A 19,352-nucleotide genomic window follows, 5' to 3' on the forward strand; every position below is an offset into this window, starting at 1 on the left:
GCACAGCCGCTAAACGGCGCGGCATGACCGACAGCAGCGCCACCCTCACTCCGAAGCCGTGGATCAGCGGCATCGCTCCCTATGTTCCCGGCAAGTCGGCCGGCGCCGACGGCCGCCCGCTGATCAAGCTCAGCGCCAACGAAAATCCGCTCGGAACGGGTGTGAAGGCGCGCGAAGCCTTTGCGGCTGCGCAGGGCGCCCCCGATGCGCTGTCGCGCTATCCCGATCCGGGCTCGGTGGAGCTTCGCGAGACGATCGCGGCGAAATTCGGACTCGATCCGGCGCGGATTATCTGCGGCAACGGCTCGGACGAACTGCTCCACCTTGCAGCGGGAACCTATGCCGGTGCCGGCGACGAGATTCTCTATGTGCGCTATGGCTTTGCGGTCTACGAGATCGCGGCGCGGCGTGTCGGTGCGGTTCCGGTCGAGGCCGACGACAGGGATTTCGCGACCGACGTCGATGCGCTGCTCGCGGCGGTGACTGACAGGACTCGCGTCGTCTATCTCGCCAATCCGAATAATCCGACGGGCACGCTCGCGACCCGCGACGAGGTCCAGCGCCTCTACGCGGGGCTGCCGAAGAATGTGCTGTTCGTGATCGACCAGGCGTATAGCGAATATCTCTCGGAGGCCGAGGACGACGGCGGGCTGGAGCTCGCGAAGACGCAGCCCAACGTTTTCATCACGCGCACCTTCTCGAAGATCCACGGGCTTGCCGCCGAGCGCATCGGCTGGGGCTATGCGCATGCCGACGTGATTTCTGCGCTGCACCGCATCCGCCTCCCGTTCAACGTCACGCGTGCGGGGCAGGCGGCGGCGGTCGCGGCGCTCGGCGACGATGATTTCGTGAATGGCAGCCGCGAGCATAACGCCAAATGGCGCGCCTGGCTGGCGCAGGAGCTCGAAGGTCTCGGCAACCATGGTGTCCGCGTCATTCCGTCGGCTTGCAACTTCCTGCTCGTATTGTTCGAGGGCGATGTCAGCGCCGAGACCGTCTACACGCGCCTGATGGACGCGGGCTATATCGTGCGCTGGCTGCCGGGGCAGGGGATTCCGCAGGCGCTGCGCATGACGATCGGCACCGAAGAGGAAACGCGCGGTCTCGCGGCGGCGATCCGCGGGGCGCTGGCCGGCTGATGGCCATCGAGAAGGTCACCATTGTCGGACTGGGTTTGATCGGTTCGTCGATCGCGCGGGCGGTCAGGGAGCGCCTGCCCGACGTGACGGTGACGGGACATGACGCCAGCGCCGACGTGCGCGAACAGGCTCGCGCGCTGGGGCTGTGCGACGAGATCGCCGACGATCCGGTGCAAGCGGTAGCGGGCGCCGATCTCGTCATTCTGGCGGTTCCGGTCGGACGCATGGCCGATGCGGGTGCAGCGATCGCCCCGGGATTGAAGGCCGACGCGATCATTTCGGACGTCGGCTCGTCGAAAAGCAGCGTCGCCGACGCGCTGACGAAAGTGCTGCCCGGTCACGTAGTCATTCCCGCACACCCGGTGGCGGGCACCGAGAACAGCGGACCGGCTGCGGGCTTCGCAACACTGTTCGAGGGGCGCTGGTGCATCGTCACCCCCGGCGCGGGCGCGCCCGCGGATGCGGTGGCGACACTCGGCGGCTTTTGGGAGGCGCTCGGCGCGAAGGTCGATCTGATGGACGCGGCGCACCACGACATGGTGCTCGCGGTGACGAGCCATTTGCCGCACCTGATCGCCTATACGATCGTCGGTACCGCGAGCGAGCTCGAGGAAGTGACCGAGAGTGAGGTCATCAAATATTCGGCGGGCGGTTTCCGCGACTTCACGCGCATCGCGGCGAGCGATCCGGTGATGTGGCGCGACGTGTTTCTCGCGAACAGGGATGCGGTGCTCGAAACCCTGCAGCGCTTCAACGAGGATCTGACCGTGCTCCAGCAGGCGATCCGCCGCGGCGACGCCGGCAAGCTCGAAGACTGGTTCACGCGCACGCGTGCGATCCGCCGCTCGATCATCGAACAGGGGCAGGATGACGCAGCACCCGACTTCGGGCGCAAGCACTAGACCCGATCAGGCGGAGGCCTTGCCCGCCAGCAACGCCTCGGGCGGGTTCAGCGCATTGATCGCGCGCCAGACGCGCTCTTCGGCTTCCTCGCGTGGCAAGCCGGCGGGGATCGTCTCGCCGACCTTGTAGGTGATCGTCCCCGACCATTTGACCCAGCGGCGCGGCGGATAGGCGATGCCGCTGTTCACCGCGACGGGAATCACCGGCACGCCGAGCAAGCGATAGATGCCGGCAAAGCCCGAGCGGAGCGGCGGCGCCTCGCCGTGCGGAATGCGCGTTCCCTCGGCAAACAGCACCAGCGGACGATCCTTGGCGAGCGCAGCCTTGGCGGCATTCAGCATCGCGCGCATCGCCTTGCCGCCGCCGTCGCGGTCGACCGGGACAAGGCCGTAAAAGCGCGCCGCTTGTCCCCAGACGGGGATGTTGAAGAGCTGTTCCTTCGCAAACACCGCCGGATGCTTGAACAGTCCCGGCTGCTCGATCGTCTCGAACGCACCCTCGTGCTTGAAGACGTAAAGCACCGGAATATCGGGCATCTCGCCTTCGACGACGATCCTTTGCCCCAGCACGAAACGGCAGATCAGCCGGTGGAACTGCGCCCAGATGCGGACGAACCAGATCGTCGCATGATGCGAGACGGGCAGCGAGATGACTGCGCCGATCGAGCTGAAGCTGCTCATCAGGACGAACAGGATCCAGAAGAGGATCGAGCGAAACAGGGCGATGGAGTAGCGCATCGGCGCCGCTCTTAAAGCCCGAGGAGCCCGCCCGCCAGCCCCGCGAGATATTTATGATATTCGCGGAACAGGGTCGCGAAGTTGGGCTGGCTCGGCACCGCGTCGGGCAGGATCGTCACCTTGTCGCCGACCGCGCGGCCGATTTCATATTCGGCGCGGCGCATGTGCCAGTCGGTTGTGATCAGCCGGATGCTCTTGTAGTTGCGCCGCGCAACCCAGGTCGCGACCTCGGTCGCGTTCGAGCGCGTATCCTCGGCCTCGAACCCCAGCGCGATGCAGCAGTCGAACAATTTCATCGGCCGCTTGTACTCGGCAGCGAGTTCCTTCGGCTTTACCTCGCGCGCGACGCCGCTGATCAGCAGGCGCTTCGCGTCGCCCGCTTCGAGCCGCTCGAGCCCGCGGTCGATGCGGCCGGGACCACCGGTCAGCACGACGATCGCATCGGTCTTTCCGTTCGGCGCCGGTTGCGGCAGCAGCAGCGCGAACCAGGCGAAGCCGAGCACCCAGGCAAGGAAGAGGAGCGAAATCAGGCGCTTGATCATAATATCTTCTGGAGAGCGGCGAGCAGGGTTTGCCGTGCCGTCAATGCTGCGAGCGCGATAGCCAATAGCGGCAGCGCCAGCAAGAGCGCCCAGCCGCCGGGGCCGAGCGAAGCGGTCGCGGCGAGCCCCGAGGTAACCCCCGACCATTGCCAGCCGATGAGCAGCAGGATCAGCGCTGCGACGACGCTGCCAAGCGCGATGCCGTAAGCCGTGTCGATCGCGATGCGGCGCTGAAACAGCCGCGTGATCTGCTGGTCGGTCGCCCCGATCATGTGGAGCATCTCGATTGTCGCATAGTGGGTGCCGAGCGCGGCGCGTGCCGTCATGATCACGACCGCAGCGCTCGCGAGCGTCATCAGCACGACAAGCCCGCCGGCGACCCACGCGAGCGAGCGGATCAGCCGCGCGACGGGACCCAGCCATTCGGCGTGCGGGATGATCCGCGCGCCGGGGGCCTCGCGTGCCACGAGTGCGCGGAGCTGCGCCATATGTCCGGCGCGATTCTCGCCGACGAAATCGATATCGACGAGTGCGGGAAGCGGCAGCGACTGCAGCACCGGATCGTCGCCTTCCGCGCCGCCGAACCATTGGCCGAGCGTCGCCTTCAGCTCTTCCTGTTCGACCGCGCGCGCCGAGCGGACGAAGGGCTGCGTTGCGGCGGCGCGACGGAGCGCCGCTGCCTGTTCGGCCCGCGTGACCGGGTTTGCCGTGACGATCTGTACCGTGACGCGTCCCGCGATAGCGCTTCCGATCGCATTGGCCGACCGCGCGAGGCCGACGCCCGCAGCCGCCGCCAGCAGTGTCAGCAGCATCAGGATCGCGATGACCCATGGCGTGGGCCCCGACAGACGGCGGTCGGGAAGCAGGCGGCGATGCTGGGCGGGGACGCGCGGGATGATCATGCCGGCATCACGAACGGTTCGGCGGATAGCGAAGCGCGCCGGTGGGGTCGGAGAGGCGGCCTTTCTCGAGCCGCATCATCTGCGCGTTGTCGATGCGGCTGATCAGATGGATGTCGTGGGTGGCGACAACGACCGTGGTGCCGAGGCGATTCAGCGCCTCGAACAGGCCCAGAAGCCGCATCGCCATGTCGGGATCGACGTTACCCGTCGGCTCGTCGGCGACGAGCAGCTGCGGCCTAGCGATCACCGCGCGCGCGATCGCGACGCGCTGTTGCTCGCCGCCCGAAAGCGTCGGGGGGAAGGCGTCGGCGCGTTCGTCGAGCCCGATCCAGCTCAGCATTTCGCCGACGGGCCCCGCCAGATCCTCCTCGCTTACGCCGGCGATACGGAGCGGCAGCGCGATATTGTCGCGCGCCGACAGGTGCGGGATCAGGCGGAAGTCCTGAAAGACGACGCCGATCCGGCGGCGAAAGCCCGGCAACCGGTGACGCGGCATGTTGACCAGATCCTCGCCGAACAGGCGGACGATGCCGCGGCTCGGCCGTTGTGCGAGATAGAGCATCTTGAGGAGCGAGGTCTTGCCGGCGCCCGATGCCCCGGTCAGGAAATAGAAGCTGCCCGGCTGAAGATTGAAGCTGATATCGCGCAGGACCTCTTCATCGGGGCCGTAGCGGAGGCCGACGCCGCTGAATTCGACCATCGCACCGCCGGGACGGGGAGGCGAGGTCATGACGCCATCCCTGTACCAGACGGCACCCTGCAAGCGGCGCGAGGCGGGGCGATCGGGGCGCTCATAGCGTCGCCTGTTACACGGCTATCCACCGAGGTAAAGCGCGAAGCGCGACACGGTGCTTGCAACACGCGAATCGGCGTGTTTAGAGGGGTTCCATGATCCTTGCCTGCCCGTCCTGTCATACGCGCTATGTCGTGCCCGATACCGCGATAGGACCGACGGGGCGTACCGTGCGCTGTGCAAGCTGCCGTCACAGCTGGTTCCAGGAGCCTGCGGCTCCGGTCGCCGCGACAGTGGCGGAGGCCGCTTCGGTACCGGTCGCACGCGAGCCCGATCCGGAACCGGCGGCCGCGCCATTGGCCGCGGAGCCGGCCGCCGCCGCCGCTCCGCCGCCGCCGCCCCAGGCTTTTGCCGTGCCCGAAGTCCCGGTCGTTCAGCCCCCGGCCGAAGAGGCACCGCTTCCTTTCCGCCGTCCGCGCCGCAATCCGGCGAAACGCTGGACGTGGATCGCCGCGAGTGCGGCCGCGCTGATGCTCGCCGCAACGGGTGCGCTCTACTGGTTCGGCCTGCCGGGCTGGGCACAGGGGCTGGGGATTCCGGGGATGGTCGACGAGCCCGACCTCGTCATCGAGCTGCCGCCGAACCAGGATCACCGCGAACTGGCCGACGGCACCATCTATTTCGCCGCATCGGGGGTGATCATCAACCCGACCGACCGCGAGCAGCGCGTTCCGCCGATCCTCGCCGAGCTGCGCGATGCGCAGGGGACGATCGTTTACAGCTGGACGATCAAGCCGCCGGTGCGGATGCTGCCGCCGAACGAGAAGGTCAATTTCAGCGAAGCGAAGCTCGACATTCCCCGCCGCGCGACGCAGCTGACCGTCAGCTGGGCGCTTCCGAAAAGCTGATTTTCGAGCGTTTTACGGTGACGTCACGGCGTCACAGGGCGAGGGCGGCCGCCAATGACAGCAGGAAGCTCGTCAGCGTCGCAATGACGATCGGTGCGAAACTCCGCCATCCCTGATCGAGCAACAGGTGCAACCGCGCCTTCATCGCCGTCGCGACGATCGCCAGTAGCAACAAGGCCTGTGCGCCTGTTGCGGCAACGCTTTGCATCGGCTTGGGGATCGGCACCAGCGAGTTGACCGCGGCGACGGCGAGGAAGCCGAGGATGAACCAGGGCAGGCGCAGCGGAATGCGCCTCGTCGCGCCGGGCTCGCCGCTGCGCCCGAGCCAGAGCGCGACGAGCATCAGCATCGGGGCGAGCAGTGCGACGCGCGTCAGCTTGACGATCGTCGCGACCTCGCCGGCTTGCGGCGAGAAGGAAAAGCCGCCGCCGATCGCCTGCGCGACGTCATGAATCGACGCGCCGATCAGGAAGCCCGCCTGCGCATCGGTCAGGTGGAGCTGCGCCGCTAGCACGGGATAAAGCGTCATTGCGAGTGCGCTCGCGACGGTGATTCCAACCAACGTCAGGGTAAAGCGCGCCTGATCGACGCGTTTGTCGCCGATCAACGAATAGAGCGCGAGCGCCGCCGAGGCGCCGCAGATCGCGGTCGCCCCGCCGGCGAGCAGTGCGGCGTGCTTTTCCTGCGCGAACAGCCGCGCGGTCGCGACCGTCACGACGATCACCGCGATCATGATCAGGACGAGCAGCGCGAAGGGGAGCGGCCCGAGTTCGGCGAGCTGCGCCGCCGTGATCCGCGCGCCGACAAGGACGATGCCGATGCGGAGCGCGGTCTGCGACATCAGGTCGAGTCCTGCATGCGTGCGCTTGTCCTGCGACAGAAAGCTCATCGACAGGCCGATGAGCAGCCCCATCAGCACGATCGGCGCGGCATAATGGTCGGCGAGCCACGCCGCGGCGAGCGCGGCGATGGCGGTGACGAAGGCGCCGGGCAGATAGTCGCGCCACTTGCGCTTCGCGGGCGGTGCCGCCTCGAGCTGCATCTCGCCGTAGAGATCGGCCGCCATCGGCCAGTCATAGTCGGATGCCCGCATGCGTCCCCCTGCCTCAAGCGCCCGCTTCGCATATCCGGCGGCCGCGGTCGATAGGCCATTGCTGGCGGCGCGTACGCTTGCTAGAGGCCGCGCTCTACCGGCACCCGTAGCTCAGCTGGATAGAGCGCTGCCCTCCGAAGGCAGAGGCCAGGGGTTCGAATCCCTTCGGGTGCGCCATTTTCCCTTGTATTTCAATAACTTGAATGGATCTCAAGGATATGCTTGGGAGTCCGGATTTTGCCAAGTAAGCAACTCGTTCGTGAGGCAAGACTGTTAGGCGCCGAATCCGTGTTATTGCGGCCGGAATTGAAGGAAGCGGCGCTCAGTAATTTCAATGCTTTAGAAGTTGGTTGAGAGCCTTCGAAGGTCGACCCCTGCCTTCGTCGCAAATTCACCGCAGTACGACGACAGCCGCCCAACATACTCGCCGATCATATAGGGTTGCTCATGGTCGGGACGGCAACTTTGCGCCTGAAATCGGACATTCGAAACCGCGCGGAATAGGTTGAAAGGGCAGCCCTTCAGGTGATTGCAATGTCCGCAACCGGCCACGTTGCGCCAATGAGCTTCGGTCCGCGGAAACACTTCACAGGATGTTGAGCGAGTTGCTGCTCTGTCGTTCCGGCATTCACCTGACCTTTACCCGGATTATAGCATCCCCTCCGATCCACTGGATCGGGGATCCAAATTTTCGCCATTGGTCGGGTGTATGAATTATTATAATGTCATAGGAATTTTGAACACGAGCATGGCGGCGATATTCTGCATCGCGCTGCTAGCGATCTGGCGAAACAACCGCACTCTGAATTATATTCGGGTATTCGGCCTTTCATACGCGGTCAGGTCACTGTGCTTTGGAATATTCTACTTCGCATTCTCGTTGGAAAACCCTGTGCTTCGCTATTCGGCGAACATCTTCCTGCTGTTCGCGATCGTGCTGCTTGCCATCGGTTTGTCCCACCGGCGCGGGCGCCCACCCCGCTACGGGGCTCTCCTTGCAATCGGGGCGCTTACGCTGGGCCCCCTCAACTATTATCAATTCGTAGATCCGAACTTGTTTGCCCGCGTGATCATTCTCAATTCCGGGCTGGCCTTGCTCAGTCTCCTGATGCTCCTGGATGTTGCAAGGACGACACGCCGCACGCCGGTCGAGCAGGTGCTTCTGGGTTTGCTGCTCGTCTCCTGCGCCGGCTACCTTCTTCGGCCGCTGTTCCTGATTGCATCGGGCGCGTCCGGCCAACAGTTCGAAGGTTCATACTGGCTTGTCGTTTCGATCTCCGATGCGCTTATCTGCGCGATGACGGCAGTCGGAATATTTGCGGTTATTGCAAGCGACGTGATGGATAGCATAAAGTCCGATGCGCTGACCGACGCGTTGTCCGGGTTGTTCAATCGCCGCGGTTTCGAGCCGCGCGCGCTCTGGGCAATGGAGATGCAGGCGGACGGCAGGCCGGTGGCGCTGATTTTGGGGGATCTCGATCACTTCAAGTCAATCAACGATCAGTTCGGTCACACCAGCGGTGACCTGATCATCCGGCGCTTCTCCGAGGTTCTCAAGGACAAGGCTCCGGGAGGTGCGATTTTGGCGCGTCTGGGCGGTGAAGAATTCGCGATCATGCTGCCTTCAGGTGCGGCCGTCGCCGCGCACGAACTGGCCGAAGAGATCAGGACGGCGTTCAAGCAAACCGCCCCGGACATTATGTCCGGCGAGGCAAGCCCGACGGCAAGCTTCGGGATCGCGATTGCGAGGGAAGATGAAAACCTGGAGGCTCTGATGGATCGCGCCGACCGTGCACTTTACAGAGCCAAGGGCGACGGTCGCGACCGCGTGCATCTGGCCGAATAAGGCCACGTAGATATCGTTTTCCGATGTGGGAGCCAAATCCTAGCCGGCTTTGCGGGCAGGAAACGCGTTAAATTGCTCAGGCTTCGTATTCATCTTGAGCGAGTTCGGCCTGTAGTCCTATCCTTCGGACATCCGCAGTGGCGATTCCGGACAGGGGCCGCCGGCCTTTGGTGAGAGGAGGCTCGATGAATCGTCCCTTGATCGCGATGTCGATGACCTCGCTATTGATTTGGGCGACGCCAGCGTTGGGCCGGGCGCCGGCGCTTTTTGTTGATAGCCGAAGCACGACCGCGAACGCCGCCGAGAGACTGGAAAAACAGGACCGCGAGGTTGCTTTGCGGCTCTCGAAAATCCCGTCCGCCTCATGGCTCGCATACGGCTCGCCGGAGGTCGTGGAAGAAAAGGCTCGTGACATTGTCGGCCGCGCCTCCGTCCAAGGGCATATCCCTGTTCTGGCGATCTACAATATTCCGTACCGCGACTGCGCTCTCTATTCAGCGGGCGGTGCCGCCGACAGCAGGGCCTACCGCGAATGGATCCTCGGCGTCGCACGCGGGATCGGTGATCGCGCCGCTATCGTCATTCTCGAGCCGGACGGACTCGGAGTCATTCCATGGCATCGCACCCTCGCGGGTGATATCGAGGGCTGCCGGCCTGAGGGGAAAAACGATGGCGCCGCAGCGCGGCGATATGAGGAACTGCGCAGCGCCGTCGCGATTCTCTCTGAGCGACCCGGGGTCAGCATCTATCTCGATGGAACCGGCAGCAGCTGGCTGGCGCCCGGCGAGATCGCGAGCCGGCTGATCAAGGCGGATGTCGCCAAAGTGTCGGGTTTCTTCCTCAACGTTTCCAATTTCGAGAGCGATGACCGGGTCATTCCCTATGCACGCTGGGTCAGCGACTGTATCGCCCTCATCACGCGAGGCGGGCTCGATCCGCGCGAGTGTCCGAGCCAATATAGCCCCGCAGCTTTCGACGACGAGAAGAGCTGGGCGGCGACCGACAAGGCTTATGATCGCCTGTTCGTGCGAACGGGGCTGACACGCGATCCCTCGCGTCAGAAACATGCCGTGATCGATACGAGCCGTAACGGTCGGGGATCGTGGAAACCGCCTGCTGGCGCATATCGCGACGCGGAAGTCTGGTGCAATCCTCCCGGCCGAGGACTAGGCAGGCGACCTTCGCTCCAAACCGGAAACCCCTATGTCGATGCCTTCCTCTGGATCAAGGTGCCTGGAGAATCCGATGGGGAATGTCTGCGCGGAACGGCGGGACCGGCGGATCCCGAGCGCGGCGTCACGGCCCCGCCTGCCGGGCAATGGTTCGCCGCGCAGGCGCGCGAACTGATCGAGCTGGCGGAGCCGCCGCTACCAGCCGAATGACAGCGGCGCCTACTCGGCAGGCGGTGCGGTCGAGGCGCGGACGAGCAATTCATGGGCATGGTCGCGCCGCCGCGATCCGGAGAAATCGCTCTTGCCGTCGAGCGCTGCAATCAGACGATCGGCGGCGTCCCACGCCATTTGTCGAACGGGCTGATTGACGGTCGTGAGCTGCGGCCATGCGGTCCGCGAAACCTCGGAATTATCGAAGCCTGCCACCGAAAGGTCGCCTGGCACGGCAAGGCCGAGATCGCGCGCCGCCGCGATGGCGGCTGCCGCCATATCGTCATTCTGCGCGAGAATGGCGGTCGGACGAGGGGATTGCGCGAGAAGCTCGCGCGCAGCGCGGTAGCCGACGTCATAGGTGAAGTCGCCTGTGACGACTAGCCGCTCGTCGATGGCCGCGCCGGCGTCGCCGAACGCGCGCCGATAGCCCTCCATCCGGCCGAGGCTGGCTGCGTGGGACGGATCGCCGAGGATGATACCGATACGTCGATGGCCGAGTGACAGGAGGTGCGCCGCGACCGCTTGGCCTGCAGCCGCTTCGTCCATCGTGACAACGATACCGCGGTCTAGCTCACTGTGGGGGGTAATTCGGCCATAGGGCAGTTTGTGCCGTTCGAGCATGTCGAGCAGCACCGGCTGGTCACAAGCCGGGGGCGCCAGGAGAATGCCGTCGAGACCGGCGCGGAGCAGGAGTCTCCCCAGCTCCTCGGGCCGGCTCGCGACATGATTGAAGGGAAGGACGACAAGACGGTAGCGTCCGTCCTCCAGACGTCCCAGCGCCCCGTTTTGCAAATCGACGACATAGCTGGGACTCGGGCGCTCATAAGTGAGGCCGATAAGATAGGAGCGCCGCGCGATCAGGCTCTGAGCGGCGAGATTGGGATGATAGTCGAGCTCGGCCGCGGCTTCCTTGACCTTCTGGCGCACCGCCTTGCTGACATGCGGGGCGTCGTTGAGAGCGCGGGAGACGGTCTTGGGCGTGACGCCGGCCACGCGCGCGATGTCGACGATCGTGGTTCGCTTGGAAATCTGCCCCTCCGTCCTCGCGCAGGCCGCGCGATATCGCCCGATAGCGCGCAATTACAAGCCTCATAGCGCCTCGCTTGACTTCTGTCGATGCACGACGGTAAACGTTGACCGAGAATCGGTAAACGTTGACATAAAATGGGGGAGAGGGAATGAATTTGCCGCGCGGGGCTGCCATGGCGCTCGGAGTCACGTCGCTCGCGACGTTGGCGTCGGTGTCCCTGATCACGATCGCTGCTGCCCAGGCACCAATCGCTGGCCCTTCGGCGAGTGCCGAGGCGAATCCAGACAACTGGCCCTCGCGCGCCGCGACGCTCGCGCCCGATCCCGCGATCGAACGGCGCATAGACGATCTGATCGCGGCGATGTCGCTCGAACAGAAGGTCGGCCAGATCATCCAGGCCGATATCGGCAGCGTCACCCCCAACGACGTCTATCGCTATCATTTGGGCTCGGTGCTCAACGGTGGCAATTCCGATCCGGGCGGGCGCTACAATGCACCGGCAAAGGATTGGCTTGCCGCCGCCGACGCCTTTTATGCCGCCTCGATGAAGCCGAACGGCAAGCTTCCGCGCATTCCGGTGATCTGGGGCAGCGACGCCGTCCATGGGCACAACAATGTCGTCGGCGCAACGCTCTTTCCGCACAATATCGGCCTCGGTGCGGCCCGCAATCCCGATCTTATCCGCCGTATCGGCGAGGCCACCGCCATCGAGATGCGTATCACGGGGCTCGACTGGACCTTCGCGCCGACGCTCGCGGTCGTGCGTGATGACCGCTGGGGCCGCACTTATGAGGGCTTCGGCGAAACACCCGAAATCGCGACAAGCTATGCCGCACCGCTGATCGAGGGGCTGCAGGGTAAGATCGGCGACAAGGACTGGCTGCGTGGCCCGCACATCATCGCCACTGCCAAGCATTTTCTGGGTGACGGCGGCACGCACGGCGGCAAGGACCAGGGCGATGCGCAAATGCCTGAGGCGCAGCTGCGCGATCTCTTCAGTCCGCCCTATCTTCCAGCCCTCGACGCCGGCGTACAGTCGGTGATGGTGAGCTTTTCAAGCTGGAACGGCGTCAAGATGCACGGCAACCGTTCGTTGCTGACAGGGGTCATGAAGGACCGCTGGAATTTCGACGGGTTTCTGGTCGGCGACTGGAACGGTCACGGTCAGGTGGCGGGCTGCAGCGCCACCGACTGCGCGGGGTCCGCGATTGCCGGGCTCGACATGTATATGGCTCCCGACAGCTGGAAGGAACTCTATCGCACCACGCTAGCGCATGCGCGGAGTGGAAGCCTGCCGGTCGCGCGGCTCGACGATGCGGTGCGCCGGATCCTGCGCGTCAAGCTGCGGGCCGGACTCTTCGAGGCCGGCAAGCCTTCGTCGCGACCCTTTGGCGGGCGCTTCGAACTGCTCGGCGGCCCGGACCATCGCGCGCTGGCGCGCGAGGCAGTCCGAGAATCTCTTGTACTCCTGAAGAATGCGGGGAGCCTGCTGCCGCTGAAACCGGGCGCCAACATTCTCGTCGCAGGCGATGGCGCGGACAATCTCACCAAGCAGACGGGAGGCTGGACGCTCAGCTGGCAGGGGACCGGAACCAACCGCAGTGACTTTCCCAATGCGCAATCGATCTGGGAAGGTATCGACGCCGAGGTGACGGCCGCGGGCGGATCGGCCACCCTGTCGGCCGAAGGCCGCTATAGCCACAAGCCCGACGTCGCGATCGTCATATTTGGCGAGGATCCTTACGCTGAATTCCAGGGTGACCGACCTGACGTCGGTTACGACGATGCGAAAAATCTGGCTCTGCTGCGCTCGCTCAAGGCGGCGGGGATTCCCACGGTCTCGGTGTTTCTTTCGGGACGCGCCATGTGGGTCAACCCGTTCCTCAACGCCTCAGATGCCTTCGTCGCGGCGTGGCTTCCGGGCTCCGAAGGCGGCGGCGTGGCCGACATGCTATTCGGCAAGGCCGATTTTCGCGGCAAGCTGCCCTATAGCTGGCCGAAGGCGAGCGACCAGACCGCGGTCAATGTGGGCGACGCCGATTATGATCCGCTTTTCGCCTACGGCTTCGGATTGACGTTTGCGGACAAGGGGGATCTCGCCCTTCTTCCTGAGGCTCGCTCGGGTGCCGCCGCAGCCGACCCCGGCCTGCTGTTCGGCGCCGGAAAGCCCGGCAGCGGACGCCGGCTGATGCTCGGAGCACCCGGTGCGCTTTCCACCAATCCCGGGCCCGAGCTCATCGAGGCGCGCGGCGCTGATCGCGCCGCGCAAGAGGATTCGGTGCGCTTGCGCTGGACCGGCGCTGGTCCAGCCGTCGCTGCGATCGTCGAAGACGCGCCCGCCGACCTGTCGCGCCAGTCGAACGGTGATCTCGCGCTCGAGCTCGAGCTGAAGGTGGATAAGGCTCCGTCGGCGGACGTAAGCCTGATCATGGGATGCGGTTCGCAGTGCGCGGGAGGATTCCCCTTGCGGGCGATGCTTTCCGAGGCGGCGAAGACCGCGAAATGGACGCGGATCGCGATTCCGCTGCGCTGCTTCGAGAAGGCTGGCGTCGATATGACGCGCGTCGAGACGCCGTTCAGCATCGCTACCTCGGGCGCTCTCGATCTTGTCCTGTCCTCGGCGCGGATCGTCTCGCCGTCGGGGCCGACAATGCAATGCAAATAGGACTTACGTAAGGGAGGATGACATGAACAGGGGTAAAGTGATGCGCGCCGCGCTGGTGGTGCTGCTTTCGACAACCGCGGCACTGCCTGCCCACGCGCAGGTGGCCGGGGAAGCAGATGGCGCGAGCGAAGACCGTGACGAGATCATCGTCACCGCGAACCGCCGTGCGGAAAATTCGCAAGACGTGTCAGGCGTCGTTCAGGCGCTAGGCGCCGATCAGTTGCGCCAGGACGGCATATCCGAACTGCGCCAGCTCCAGGTCGCAGTGCCGGGTCTCAGCATTGCGAACCAGGAAGGCAATGTCGAAATCTTCATTCGCGGCGTCGGCTCGGCGAACAACACCGAGCTAGGTGATCCAGGCGCCGCGCCGCACCTCAACGGAACCTATATCCCGCGCCCGCGCGGGCTTGGACTGATGTTCTATGACCTCGACCGCGTCGAGGTGAACAAGGGGCCGCAAGGCACGCTCTACGGCCGCAACGCGCTCGCCGGCACGCTAAATATCATCACCGCCAAGCCGCGCCTCGGTGAGTTCAGCGGCTATGCGCAGGCCGAAATCGCCAATCGCTCGTCTTATGGCGCCGAGGGCGCGATCAATATTCCTTTGGGCGAGACCTTCGCGCTCCGCGCGGCGGGCTATTATATCAACCGCGACTATGGCTTCAAAAATGTCTCGACCGGCGCGCCGGCGAGCAGCCTCAAGCCAGCAGGTCTCGAGGAAAATTACGCCGGACGCCTGTCGCTGCTCTGGGAACCGAGCGACCGGCTCAGCATCTCGATCGTCGGTGACTATGGCAAGGAGACGGGCACCGGCTATCCGGGCGCCAACATCTTCAGCGCTGTCGTCGGAAGCGGACTGCGTCCCGACAAGCTCAATCTCAAGCATGTCGTCTACCGCGGTCTGCAGGGCGACATGGAAAATGAGCTCTGGGGTATCCAGGGCAAGATCAACTATGATTTCGGGAGCTTCGGGGCCGAACTGACCGGCAGCTATCGTTCGGTCGATTTCTATCAGGTCAACGCTTCGAGCGACGGTATCGACTATCCCGGCCGCGACCTCTCGGCGGTCCAGTATGACAATTATTCGGGCAATTTCTGGCAGACCAAATCGAAGAGCCAGGTCTATGAGGCGCGGCTGTTCGCGAACGACGACCAAGCCCTGCGCTGGAACCTCGGTGCCTTCTATTTCAAGGAAGACCAGGCGGTCGGCTATCTCGCGCTCGCCGACCGAGGTTATTGCTGCTACTCGGCGACCGAGTTCACCATGCCCGACGTGAACGGCGAGAGCTATGCCTTCTACGCCGACGGCACCTATGATGTGGCCGATCGTCTGCGCTTCCTGGCCGGTATCCGCTACACCGAGGAAAAGAAGTCGCGCTACGGGATTGGCGGCAATTGGGCGCTCACGCTCGGCGGCGAAGATTTCGCCTGCTGCTTTGCAACCCGCGTCGGAACCGAAGGCTTTCGACCCGCATTGCTCGATCGTCCCAATTTCGACGTCAGTAACATTACCACGCCGCAGGGCATGGCGCAGTTCCTGATCGAGGGGGTGAAGACGCCGGGCCTTCGCGACACGCTGATCGCGCAGATCGGCGCGATCGCGAACGGCACCAATCCGAACGGCACCTGCATAGACCGGCCCGATATCGACAATGGCTTCGTCAACTGCCCGGCGCTCAATCCGTCAAATACCAACGGCGGCTTCAGCTACGCCAATCTGACCATTCCCGGCCAGCAGAGCGGCAGTTCGAAGTTCGACTTCATCGACTGGCGTCTTGGAATCGAATATGATCTCAGCGACGACAATATGCTCTACGCCAAGGTCTCGACCGGCCACAAATCCGGCGGGTTCAACGACAGCTTCAACGCATCTCCGATCCCCGAGACCTTCAGTCCCGAGAAGCTGCTTGTCTATGAAATCGGCACGCGTAACAGCTTCGATTTCTTCGGACGCCGCGCCGTCTTCAACCTCACCGGCTTCTATTACGACTATTCGAACCAGGTTTTCCAGGACCTCACCTGCATCAATCTCGACAGCACCCAGACGCCGCCGGTGTGCAACGGCTATTCGCTGGTCAACCGCAACATCGGCGCCTCGCGGATCTATGGCGCCGAGGCCGAAATGCGGTTCAAGCTGCCGGGAAATTTCGGACTGGATATCAACGCCGCCTATCTCGACACCAAGGTCACCCGCGGCACTGTCGCCGACGCGCGCGCGCAGGACTTTGGAGCGGGCGGCAATTCGCCGCTAATCAGCCTTGTCGGAAATCGCCTGCCGCTCGCGTCCAAAATGAATATCAGCGCGCGGCTTTCGCAATGGTTCGACGCCGGTCCTGGCCGCCTCGACTGGCAGGCGCTGCTTAACTACCGCTCATCCTACTTTCTCAGCCAGTTCAACGAAGATGATATCGTCTTCCTCGACGGGACGCGGCAGAATGCGTTCTCTGCGGGTTTCCCGGACCGGCAGAAGGGCTATGCGACGCTCAACCTCGGTATCGGCTATACGATCGACAATTTCCGTCTCGAGGCTTGGGCGAGCAATTTCCTCAACGAGGAGGTGTCGCAAAAGGCGCTCGTGGGATCGTCGCTCAACATCCGCTTCCTCAATGACGCGCGCAGCTATGGTCTTCGCGTTCGTGTGAACTTCTAGCATAAGGGGGCAGCCGTCCGGGCCGCGTGGCAGCGCGGACGGCTGTGATCGGATGCATAGAAGCGCGATTTCTTTCGGGCTCGGAGAGGCAGTTCGTCGGGGGAGCGGGCGGGTGACAGCGTTACGAACGATGCAGTCGCCCGGATTTCTGTTCCTTTACGCGCTCGCCTACGCCGGCGGGGTCGTTGCTTACACCCCCTTTCTGATGCTCGTGCTGCCGGCGCGCGTCTCGGAGCTGGCGGGCCCGGAGAATATTCGCTGGCTTGGCTATATCGTCTTCGCGGGAGCAGCCGCGGCGAGCCTCTCGGGAATATTCTCGGGATGGCTGAGTGACAGGTTGCGCAGCCGCAGGGGATGTGTCGCGGCAGGACTGGCATCGACCATCATCCTTCAACTCGCGATGGTGCGATGCGAAACGATCTTCGCGCTGCTTTGGGTGGTCGTCGCATGGCAGATCGCGCTCAATCTGATGCTGGTACCGCTGATCGCTTGGGCGGGCGATCGCGTGCCCGACGAGCAGAAGGGCTTGCTTGGCGGTCTGCTGGCGATCGCACCGCCCCTCGGCGCGCTGTCCGGAATGGCACTCCCCCCGGACGAAGCGGGCGGACTCGCAGACAAGCTCATTATGATCGCAGTGATGACTGCGGCGCTGGTGATACCGCTGCTGGTGTTCGGCGGCCGCGGTGCCGCATTGTCCTTCCCGGACACCGCCGAGAGCAGAAGGGGCGTTCATATGCGGCTCGCATCCGGCAGGCTGCGCATGTGGCTGGCACGGCTGTTGATGCAGTTGTCCGGAGCTGCGCTTGCCGCATATCTCTACTTCTGGCTTCGAGAGGTCGATCCGCATCTCGGAGATGGTGGAAAGTCGATTCTCTTCGCTGCGGGGTTGGCGATCTCGGTGGTCGCGGCACTCGGCCTCGGCCGCCGGATCGACTGCGTTGGCCAGGGCTTTCGTGTCCTCGCCATTCTCGCATTGCTCGCAAGCGCAGCTCTCGTGGCCATGGCCTTGTCAGCTGCCGCGGGAAGCGCGAAGCTTGCCTACGTCCTGTTTGCCGCCGCCAACGCGACTTTCCTGGCGCTCCACGCGGGGCAAACGCTTCGCGTTCTGCCCGATGCAGCCAGGCGCGGGCGGGGGATCGGCATCTTCAATCTGACAAATACCGCGCCGTCACTCATTATGCCGTGGATCGCGATCTCCGTCGTGCCCGCATCAGGCTTTGCCGGTCTGTTCCTGATTTTTGCGGCGCTCGCTCTTTGCGCCGCTTTGCTTCTCGCTGCCATGCCAACCTTCGAATAATCCGCGTCTCGCACATCGGTCCGCCCAGAGCGTCTCGCGGCGGCGCCCCACTTTATATCCGATCCGCTTCGTTGCTTCCGGCACTTTAGCCGAAAAATATTGGAGGAGAATGTCATGGCAATTGCGCCACAGAAACTCGCATCGGCGTGCGAAGAAAAGGACGGTGGAGCCGCGCATGTCGATGCGCCCGAACTGCGCCTGTTCGTCATGGGGCTGTTCTTCATCTTCGGCGGCATCACCTCGCTCAACGATGTGATCATCCCGAAGTTGAAGGAGCTGTTCACGCTTAACTACACGCAGGCGATGCTGGTGCAGTTCTGCTTCTTCACCGCTTATCTGGTGATCGGCATCCCGGGCGCAAAGCTGGTGAAGAAGATCGGCTATATGCGCGGCGCGGTGGCGGGGCTGCTGACGATGATGGTCGGCTGCCTACTGTTCATTCCGGCATCGCAGAACGCGGTCTACGAACTGTTCCTGTTCGCGCTATTTGTGCTGGCGAGCGGGGTGGTGATCGTCCAGGTCGTCGCGAATCCGCTGATCTCGCTGCTCGGCAAGCCCGAGACCGCGCACAGCCGCCTGACCTTCGCGCAGGCGTTCAATTCGCTGGGCACGACGATCTTTCCGATCGTCGGGTCGGGGCTGATCCTCGGCAGCCTCGCGACGGTCACCGCCGACCAGCTTTCGGGCGCCGAACTCGACGCGTATCGCACCGCCGAGAGCCAAGCGATCGTCCATGGCTACCTCGGCATCGCGGCCGCGCTGGCCGTCGTCGCGGCGGCGGTGTGGATGTTCCGCAACCGCCTGAAAGGCGAACGGCACGAGGCGAGCGCCGGGCTGGCGGGCTTCGACCTGCTGAAGCGCCCGCGCTTCGGCTTCGGCGCGCTGTGTATCTTTCTCTATGTCGGCGCCGAAGTGTCGATCGGGTCACTGATCGTCAGCTATCTGATGCAGGGGCATGTCATGGCGCTGCCCGAACAGGCGGCGGGCAAGCTGATCGGGCTGTACTGGGGTGGCGCGATGGTCGGCCGCTTCATCGGCTCGGCGGTGATGCGCCTCGTGAGCCCGGGCAAGCTGCTCGCCTGTGTCGCGGCGGGCGCGATCGCGCTGATCCTGATCTCGATCAGCACGGCCGGCGCGGTCTCGGGCTACAGCCTGCTCGCGATCGGCCTGATGAACGCGATCATGTTCCCGACGATCTTCAGCCTCGCGTCCGAACGGCTCGGCAGCCGGGCGGCCGACGGTTCGGGGATCATCAACGTCGCCATCTTCGGCGGCGCGGTCATCCCGCTTGCAACCGGCGCGCTCGCCGATGTGACCGGGAGTCTCGGGCTGGCGCTGCTGTTGCCTGCCGCATGCTACGCGATCATCGCGGCGTTCGGCATCTATGCGCGGCGGCCGGCGGCCGTGTGAAGTTCGCTCCCAAATCTTGGTTTGGCCAGAAGGCGCATAGTGGTAGGCGTTGGTTGGTACGGCTGCTTTTCCCGTCTCGCGCCCGTAATGCAGACCGTCCGCAAACGGCCAG

At 64.2% G+C, this 19,352-nt stretch carries 15 protein-coding genes and 1 tRNA gene; 10 read left to right on the top strand and 6 right to left on the bottom strand.

The window, feature by feature from the left end; genetic code table 11:
* Positions 1-23 precede the first annotated feature (23 nt).
* Positions 24-1,139 carry a histidinol-phosphate transaminase gene (gene hisC, locus L7H23_RS10850; RefSeq protein ID WP_237835885.1) on the top strand — a complete coding sequence of 372 codons (1,116 nt, stop codon included), beginning with the start codon at positions 24-26 and terminating at the stop codon, positions 1,137-1,139.
* Complete coding sequence (locus L7H23_RS10855) at positions 1,136-2,041, top strand: prephenate/arogenate dehydrogenase family protein (RefSeq protein ID WP_237839219.1); 906 nt, start codon at positions 1,136-1,138, stop codon at positions 2,039-2,041. The genes hisC and L7H23_RS10855 overlap by 4 nt, the downstream gene beginning before the upstream one ends.
* Positions 2,042-2,047: 6 nt before the next feature.
* Here the strand turns inward: L7H23_RS10855 and L7H23_RS10860 are convergent, their stop codons facing one another.
* From L7H23_RS10860 to ftsE, 4 genes are read right to left on the bottom strand one after another with little or no spacing between them, the layout of a single operon-like run.
* Positions 2,048-2,779 (bottom strand): 1-acyl-sn-glycerol-3-phosphate acyltransferase, encoded by a 732-nt coding sequence (locus tag L7H23_RS10860; protein WP_237835886.1) that lies wholly within the window; start codon positions 2,777-2,779, stop codon positions 2,048-2,050.
* 11 nt (positions 2,780-2,790) lie between these two features.
* Entirely contained in the window at positions 2,791-3,321 is a 531-nt protein-coding gene (locus tag L7H23_RS10865; RefSeq protein WP_237835887.1) for a YdcF family protein, read from the bottom strand.
* Entirely contained in the window at positions 3,318-4,223 is a 906-nt protein-coding gene (locus L7H23_RS10870) for a cell division protein (protein ID WP_237835888.1), read from the bottom strand. The genes L7H23_RS10865 and L7H23_RS10870 overlap by 4 nt, the downstream gene beginning before the upstream one ends.
* A 7-nt stretch (positions 4,224-4,230) precedes the next feature.
* Positions 4,231-4,953, bottom strand: coding sequence for a cell division ATP-binding protein FtsE (gene ftsE / locus L7H23_RS10875; protein ID WP_237835889.1), 723 nt, complete (start codon positions 4,951-4,953; stop codon positions 4,231-4,233).
* 158 nt (positions 4,954-5,111) lie between these two features.
* Here ftsE and L7H23_RS10880 point away from each other — a divergent pair, with 158 nt between their 5' ends.
* On the top strand, positions 5,112-5,864 hold the full coding sequence (locus tag L7H23_RS10880) for a zinc-ribbon domain-containing protein (RefSeq protein ID WP_237835890.1): 753 nt from the start codon (positions 5,112-5,114) through the stop codon (positions 5,862-5,864).
* A 31-nt stretch (positions 5,865-5,895) separates the two neighbouring features.
* On the opposite strand, the gene L7H23_RS10885 is transcribed toward L7H23_RS10880, so the two are convergent.
* Complete coding sequence (locus L7H23_RS10885; protein ID WP_237835891.1) at positions 5,896-6,957, bottom strand: putative sulfate exporter family transporter; 1,062 nt, start codon at positions 6,955-6,957, stop codon at positions 5,896-5,898.
* A gap of 100 nt (positions 6,958-7,057) precedes the next feature.
* Here L7H23_RS10885 and L7H23_RS10890 point away from each other — a divergent pair.
* The 3 genes from L7H23_RS10890 to L7H23_RS10900 all read left to right on the top strand — a co-directional run bounded on the left by L7H23_RS10890 (position 7,058) and on the right by L7H23_RS10900 (position 10,185).
* Positions 7,058-7,134, top strand: a tRNA-Arg gene (locus tag L7H23_RS10890).
* 532 nt (positions 7,135-7,666) lie between these two features.
* Complete coding sequence (locus tag L7H23_RS10895) at positions 7,667-8,803, top strand: GGDEF domain-containing protein (protein ID WP_237835892.1); 1,137 nt, start codon at positions 7,667-7,669, stop codon at positions 8,801-8,803.
* Between the two features lie 185 nt (positions 8,804-8,988).
* On the top strand, positions 8,989-10,185 hold the full coding sequence (locus L7H23_RS10900; RefSeq protein WP_237835893.1) for a glycoside hydrolase family 6 protein: 1,197 nt from the start codon (positions 8,989-8,991) through the stop codon (positions 10,183-10,185).
* Positions 10,186-10,194: 9 nt separating this feature from the next.
* Here L7H23_RS10900 and L7H23_RS10905 read toward each other — a convergent pair whose 3' ends face one another.
* Positions 10,195-11,268, bottom strand: a complete 1,074-nt coding sequence (locus L7H23_RS10905) for a LacI family DNA-binding transcriptional regulator (RefSeq protein WP_275671197.1) — start codon at positions 11,266-11,268, stop codon at positions 10,195-10,197.
* 98 nt (positions 11,269-11,366) lie between these two features.
* On the opposite strand from L7H23_RS10905, the gene L7H23_RS10910 reads away from it, so the two are divergent.
* The 4 genes from L7H23_RS10910 (at position 11,367) to L7H23_RS10925 (ending at position 19,240) form a co-directional block, all read left to right on the top strand.
* A complete protein-coding gene (locus L7H23_RS10910) occupies positions 11,367-13,883 on the top strand; it encodes an exo 1,3/1,4-beta-D-glucan glucohydrolase (RefSeq protein WP_237835895.1) in 2,517 nt (838 codons plus the stop codon).
* A 22-nt stretch (positions 13,884-13,905) separates the two neighbouring features.
* A complete protein-coding gene (locus L7H23_RS10915) occupies positions 13,906-16,533 on the top strand; it encodes a TonB-dependent receptor (RefSeq protein WP_237835896.1) in 2,628 nt (875 codons plus the stop codon).
* 130 nt (positions 16,534-16,663) lie between these two features.
* Complete coding sequence (locus tag L7H23_RS10920; RefSeq protein ID WP_237835897.1) at positions 16,664-17,830, top strand: MFS transporter; 1,167 nt, start codon at positions 16,664-16,666, stop codon at positions 17,828-17,830.
* Between the two features lie 114 nt (positions 17,831-17,944).
* Positions 17,945-19,240, top strand: a complete 1,296-nt coding sequence (locus L7H23_RS10925; protein WP_237835898.1) for a sugar MFS transporter — start codon at positions 17,945-17,947, stop codon at positions 19,238-19,240.
* Positions 19,241-19,352: the final 112 nt, after the last annotated feature.

Source organism: Sphingopyxis sp. BSN-002, assembly GCF_022024275.1.
Classification (GTDB): Bacteria; Pseudomonadota; Alphaproteobacteria; order Sphingomonadales; family Sphingomonadaceae; genus Sphingopyxis.

Coding starts and splice junctions, on each gene's coding strand:
- L7H23_RS10895 (WP_237835892.1), top strand. CDS start 7,667: ATGAATTATTATAATGTCATAGGAATTTTGAACACGAGCATGGCGGCG.
- L7H23_RS10860 (WP_237835886.1), bottom strand. CDS start 2,779: ATGCGCTACTCCATCGCCCTGTTTCGCTCGATCCTCTTCTGGATCCTG.
- L7H23_RS10865 (WP_237835887.1), bottom strand. CDS start 3,321: ATGATCAAGCGCCTGATTTCGCTCCTCTTCCTTGCCTGGGTGCTCGGC.
- L7H23_RS10880 (WP_237835890.1), top strand. CDS start 5,112: ATGATCCTTGCCTGCCCGTCCTGTCATACGCGCTATGTCGTGCCCGAT.
- hisC (WP_237835885.1), top strand. CDS start 24: ATGACCGACAGCAGCGCCACCCTCACTCCGAAGCCGTGGATCAGCGGC.
- ftsE (WP_237835889.1), bottom strand. CDS start 4,953: ATGACCTCGCCTCCCCGTCCCGGCGGTGCGATGGTCGAATTCAGCGGC.
- L7H23_RS10870 (WP_237835888.1), bottom strand. CDS start 4,223: ATGATCATCCCGCGCGTCCCCGCCCAGCATCGCCGCCTGCTTCCCGAC.
- L7H23_RS10925 (WP_237835898.1), top strand. CDS start 17,945: ATGGCAATTGCGCCACAGAAACTCGCATCGGCGTGCGAAGAAAAGGAC.
- L7H23_RS10920 (WP_237835897.1), top strand. CDS start 16,664: ATGCAGTCGCCCGGATTTCTGTTCCTTTACGCGCTCGCCTACGCCGGC.
- L7H23_RS10900 (WP_237835893.1), top strand. CDS start 8,989: ATGAATCGTCCCTTGATCGCGATGTCGATGACCTCGCTATTGATTTGG.
- L7H23_RS10910 (WP_237835895.1), top strand. CDS start 11,367: ATGAATTTGCCGCGCGGGGCTGCCATGGCGCTCGGAGTCACGTCGCTC.
- L7H23_RS10915 (WP_237835896.1), top strand. CDS start 13,906: ATGAACAGGGGTAAAGTGATGCGCGCCGCGCTGGTGGTGCTGCTTTCG.
- L7H23_RS10885 (WP_237835891.1), bottom strand. CDS start 6,957: ATGCGGGCATCCGACTATGACTGGCCGATGGCGGCCGATCTCTACGGC.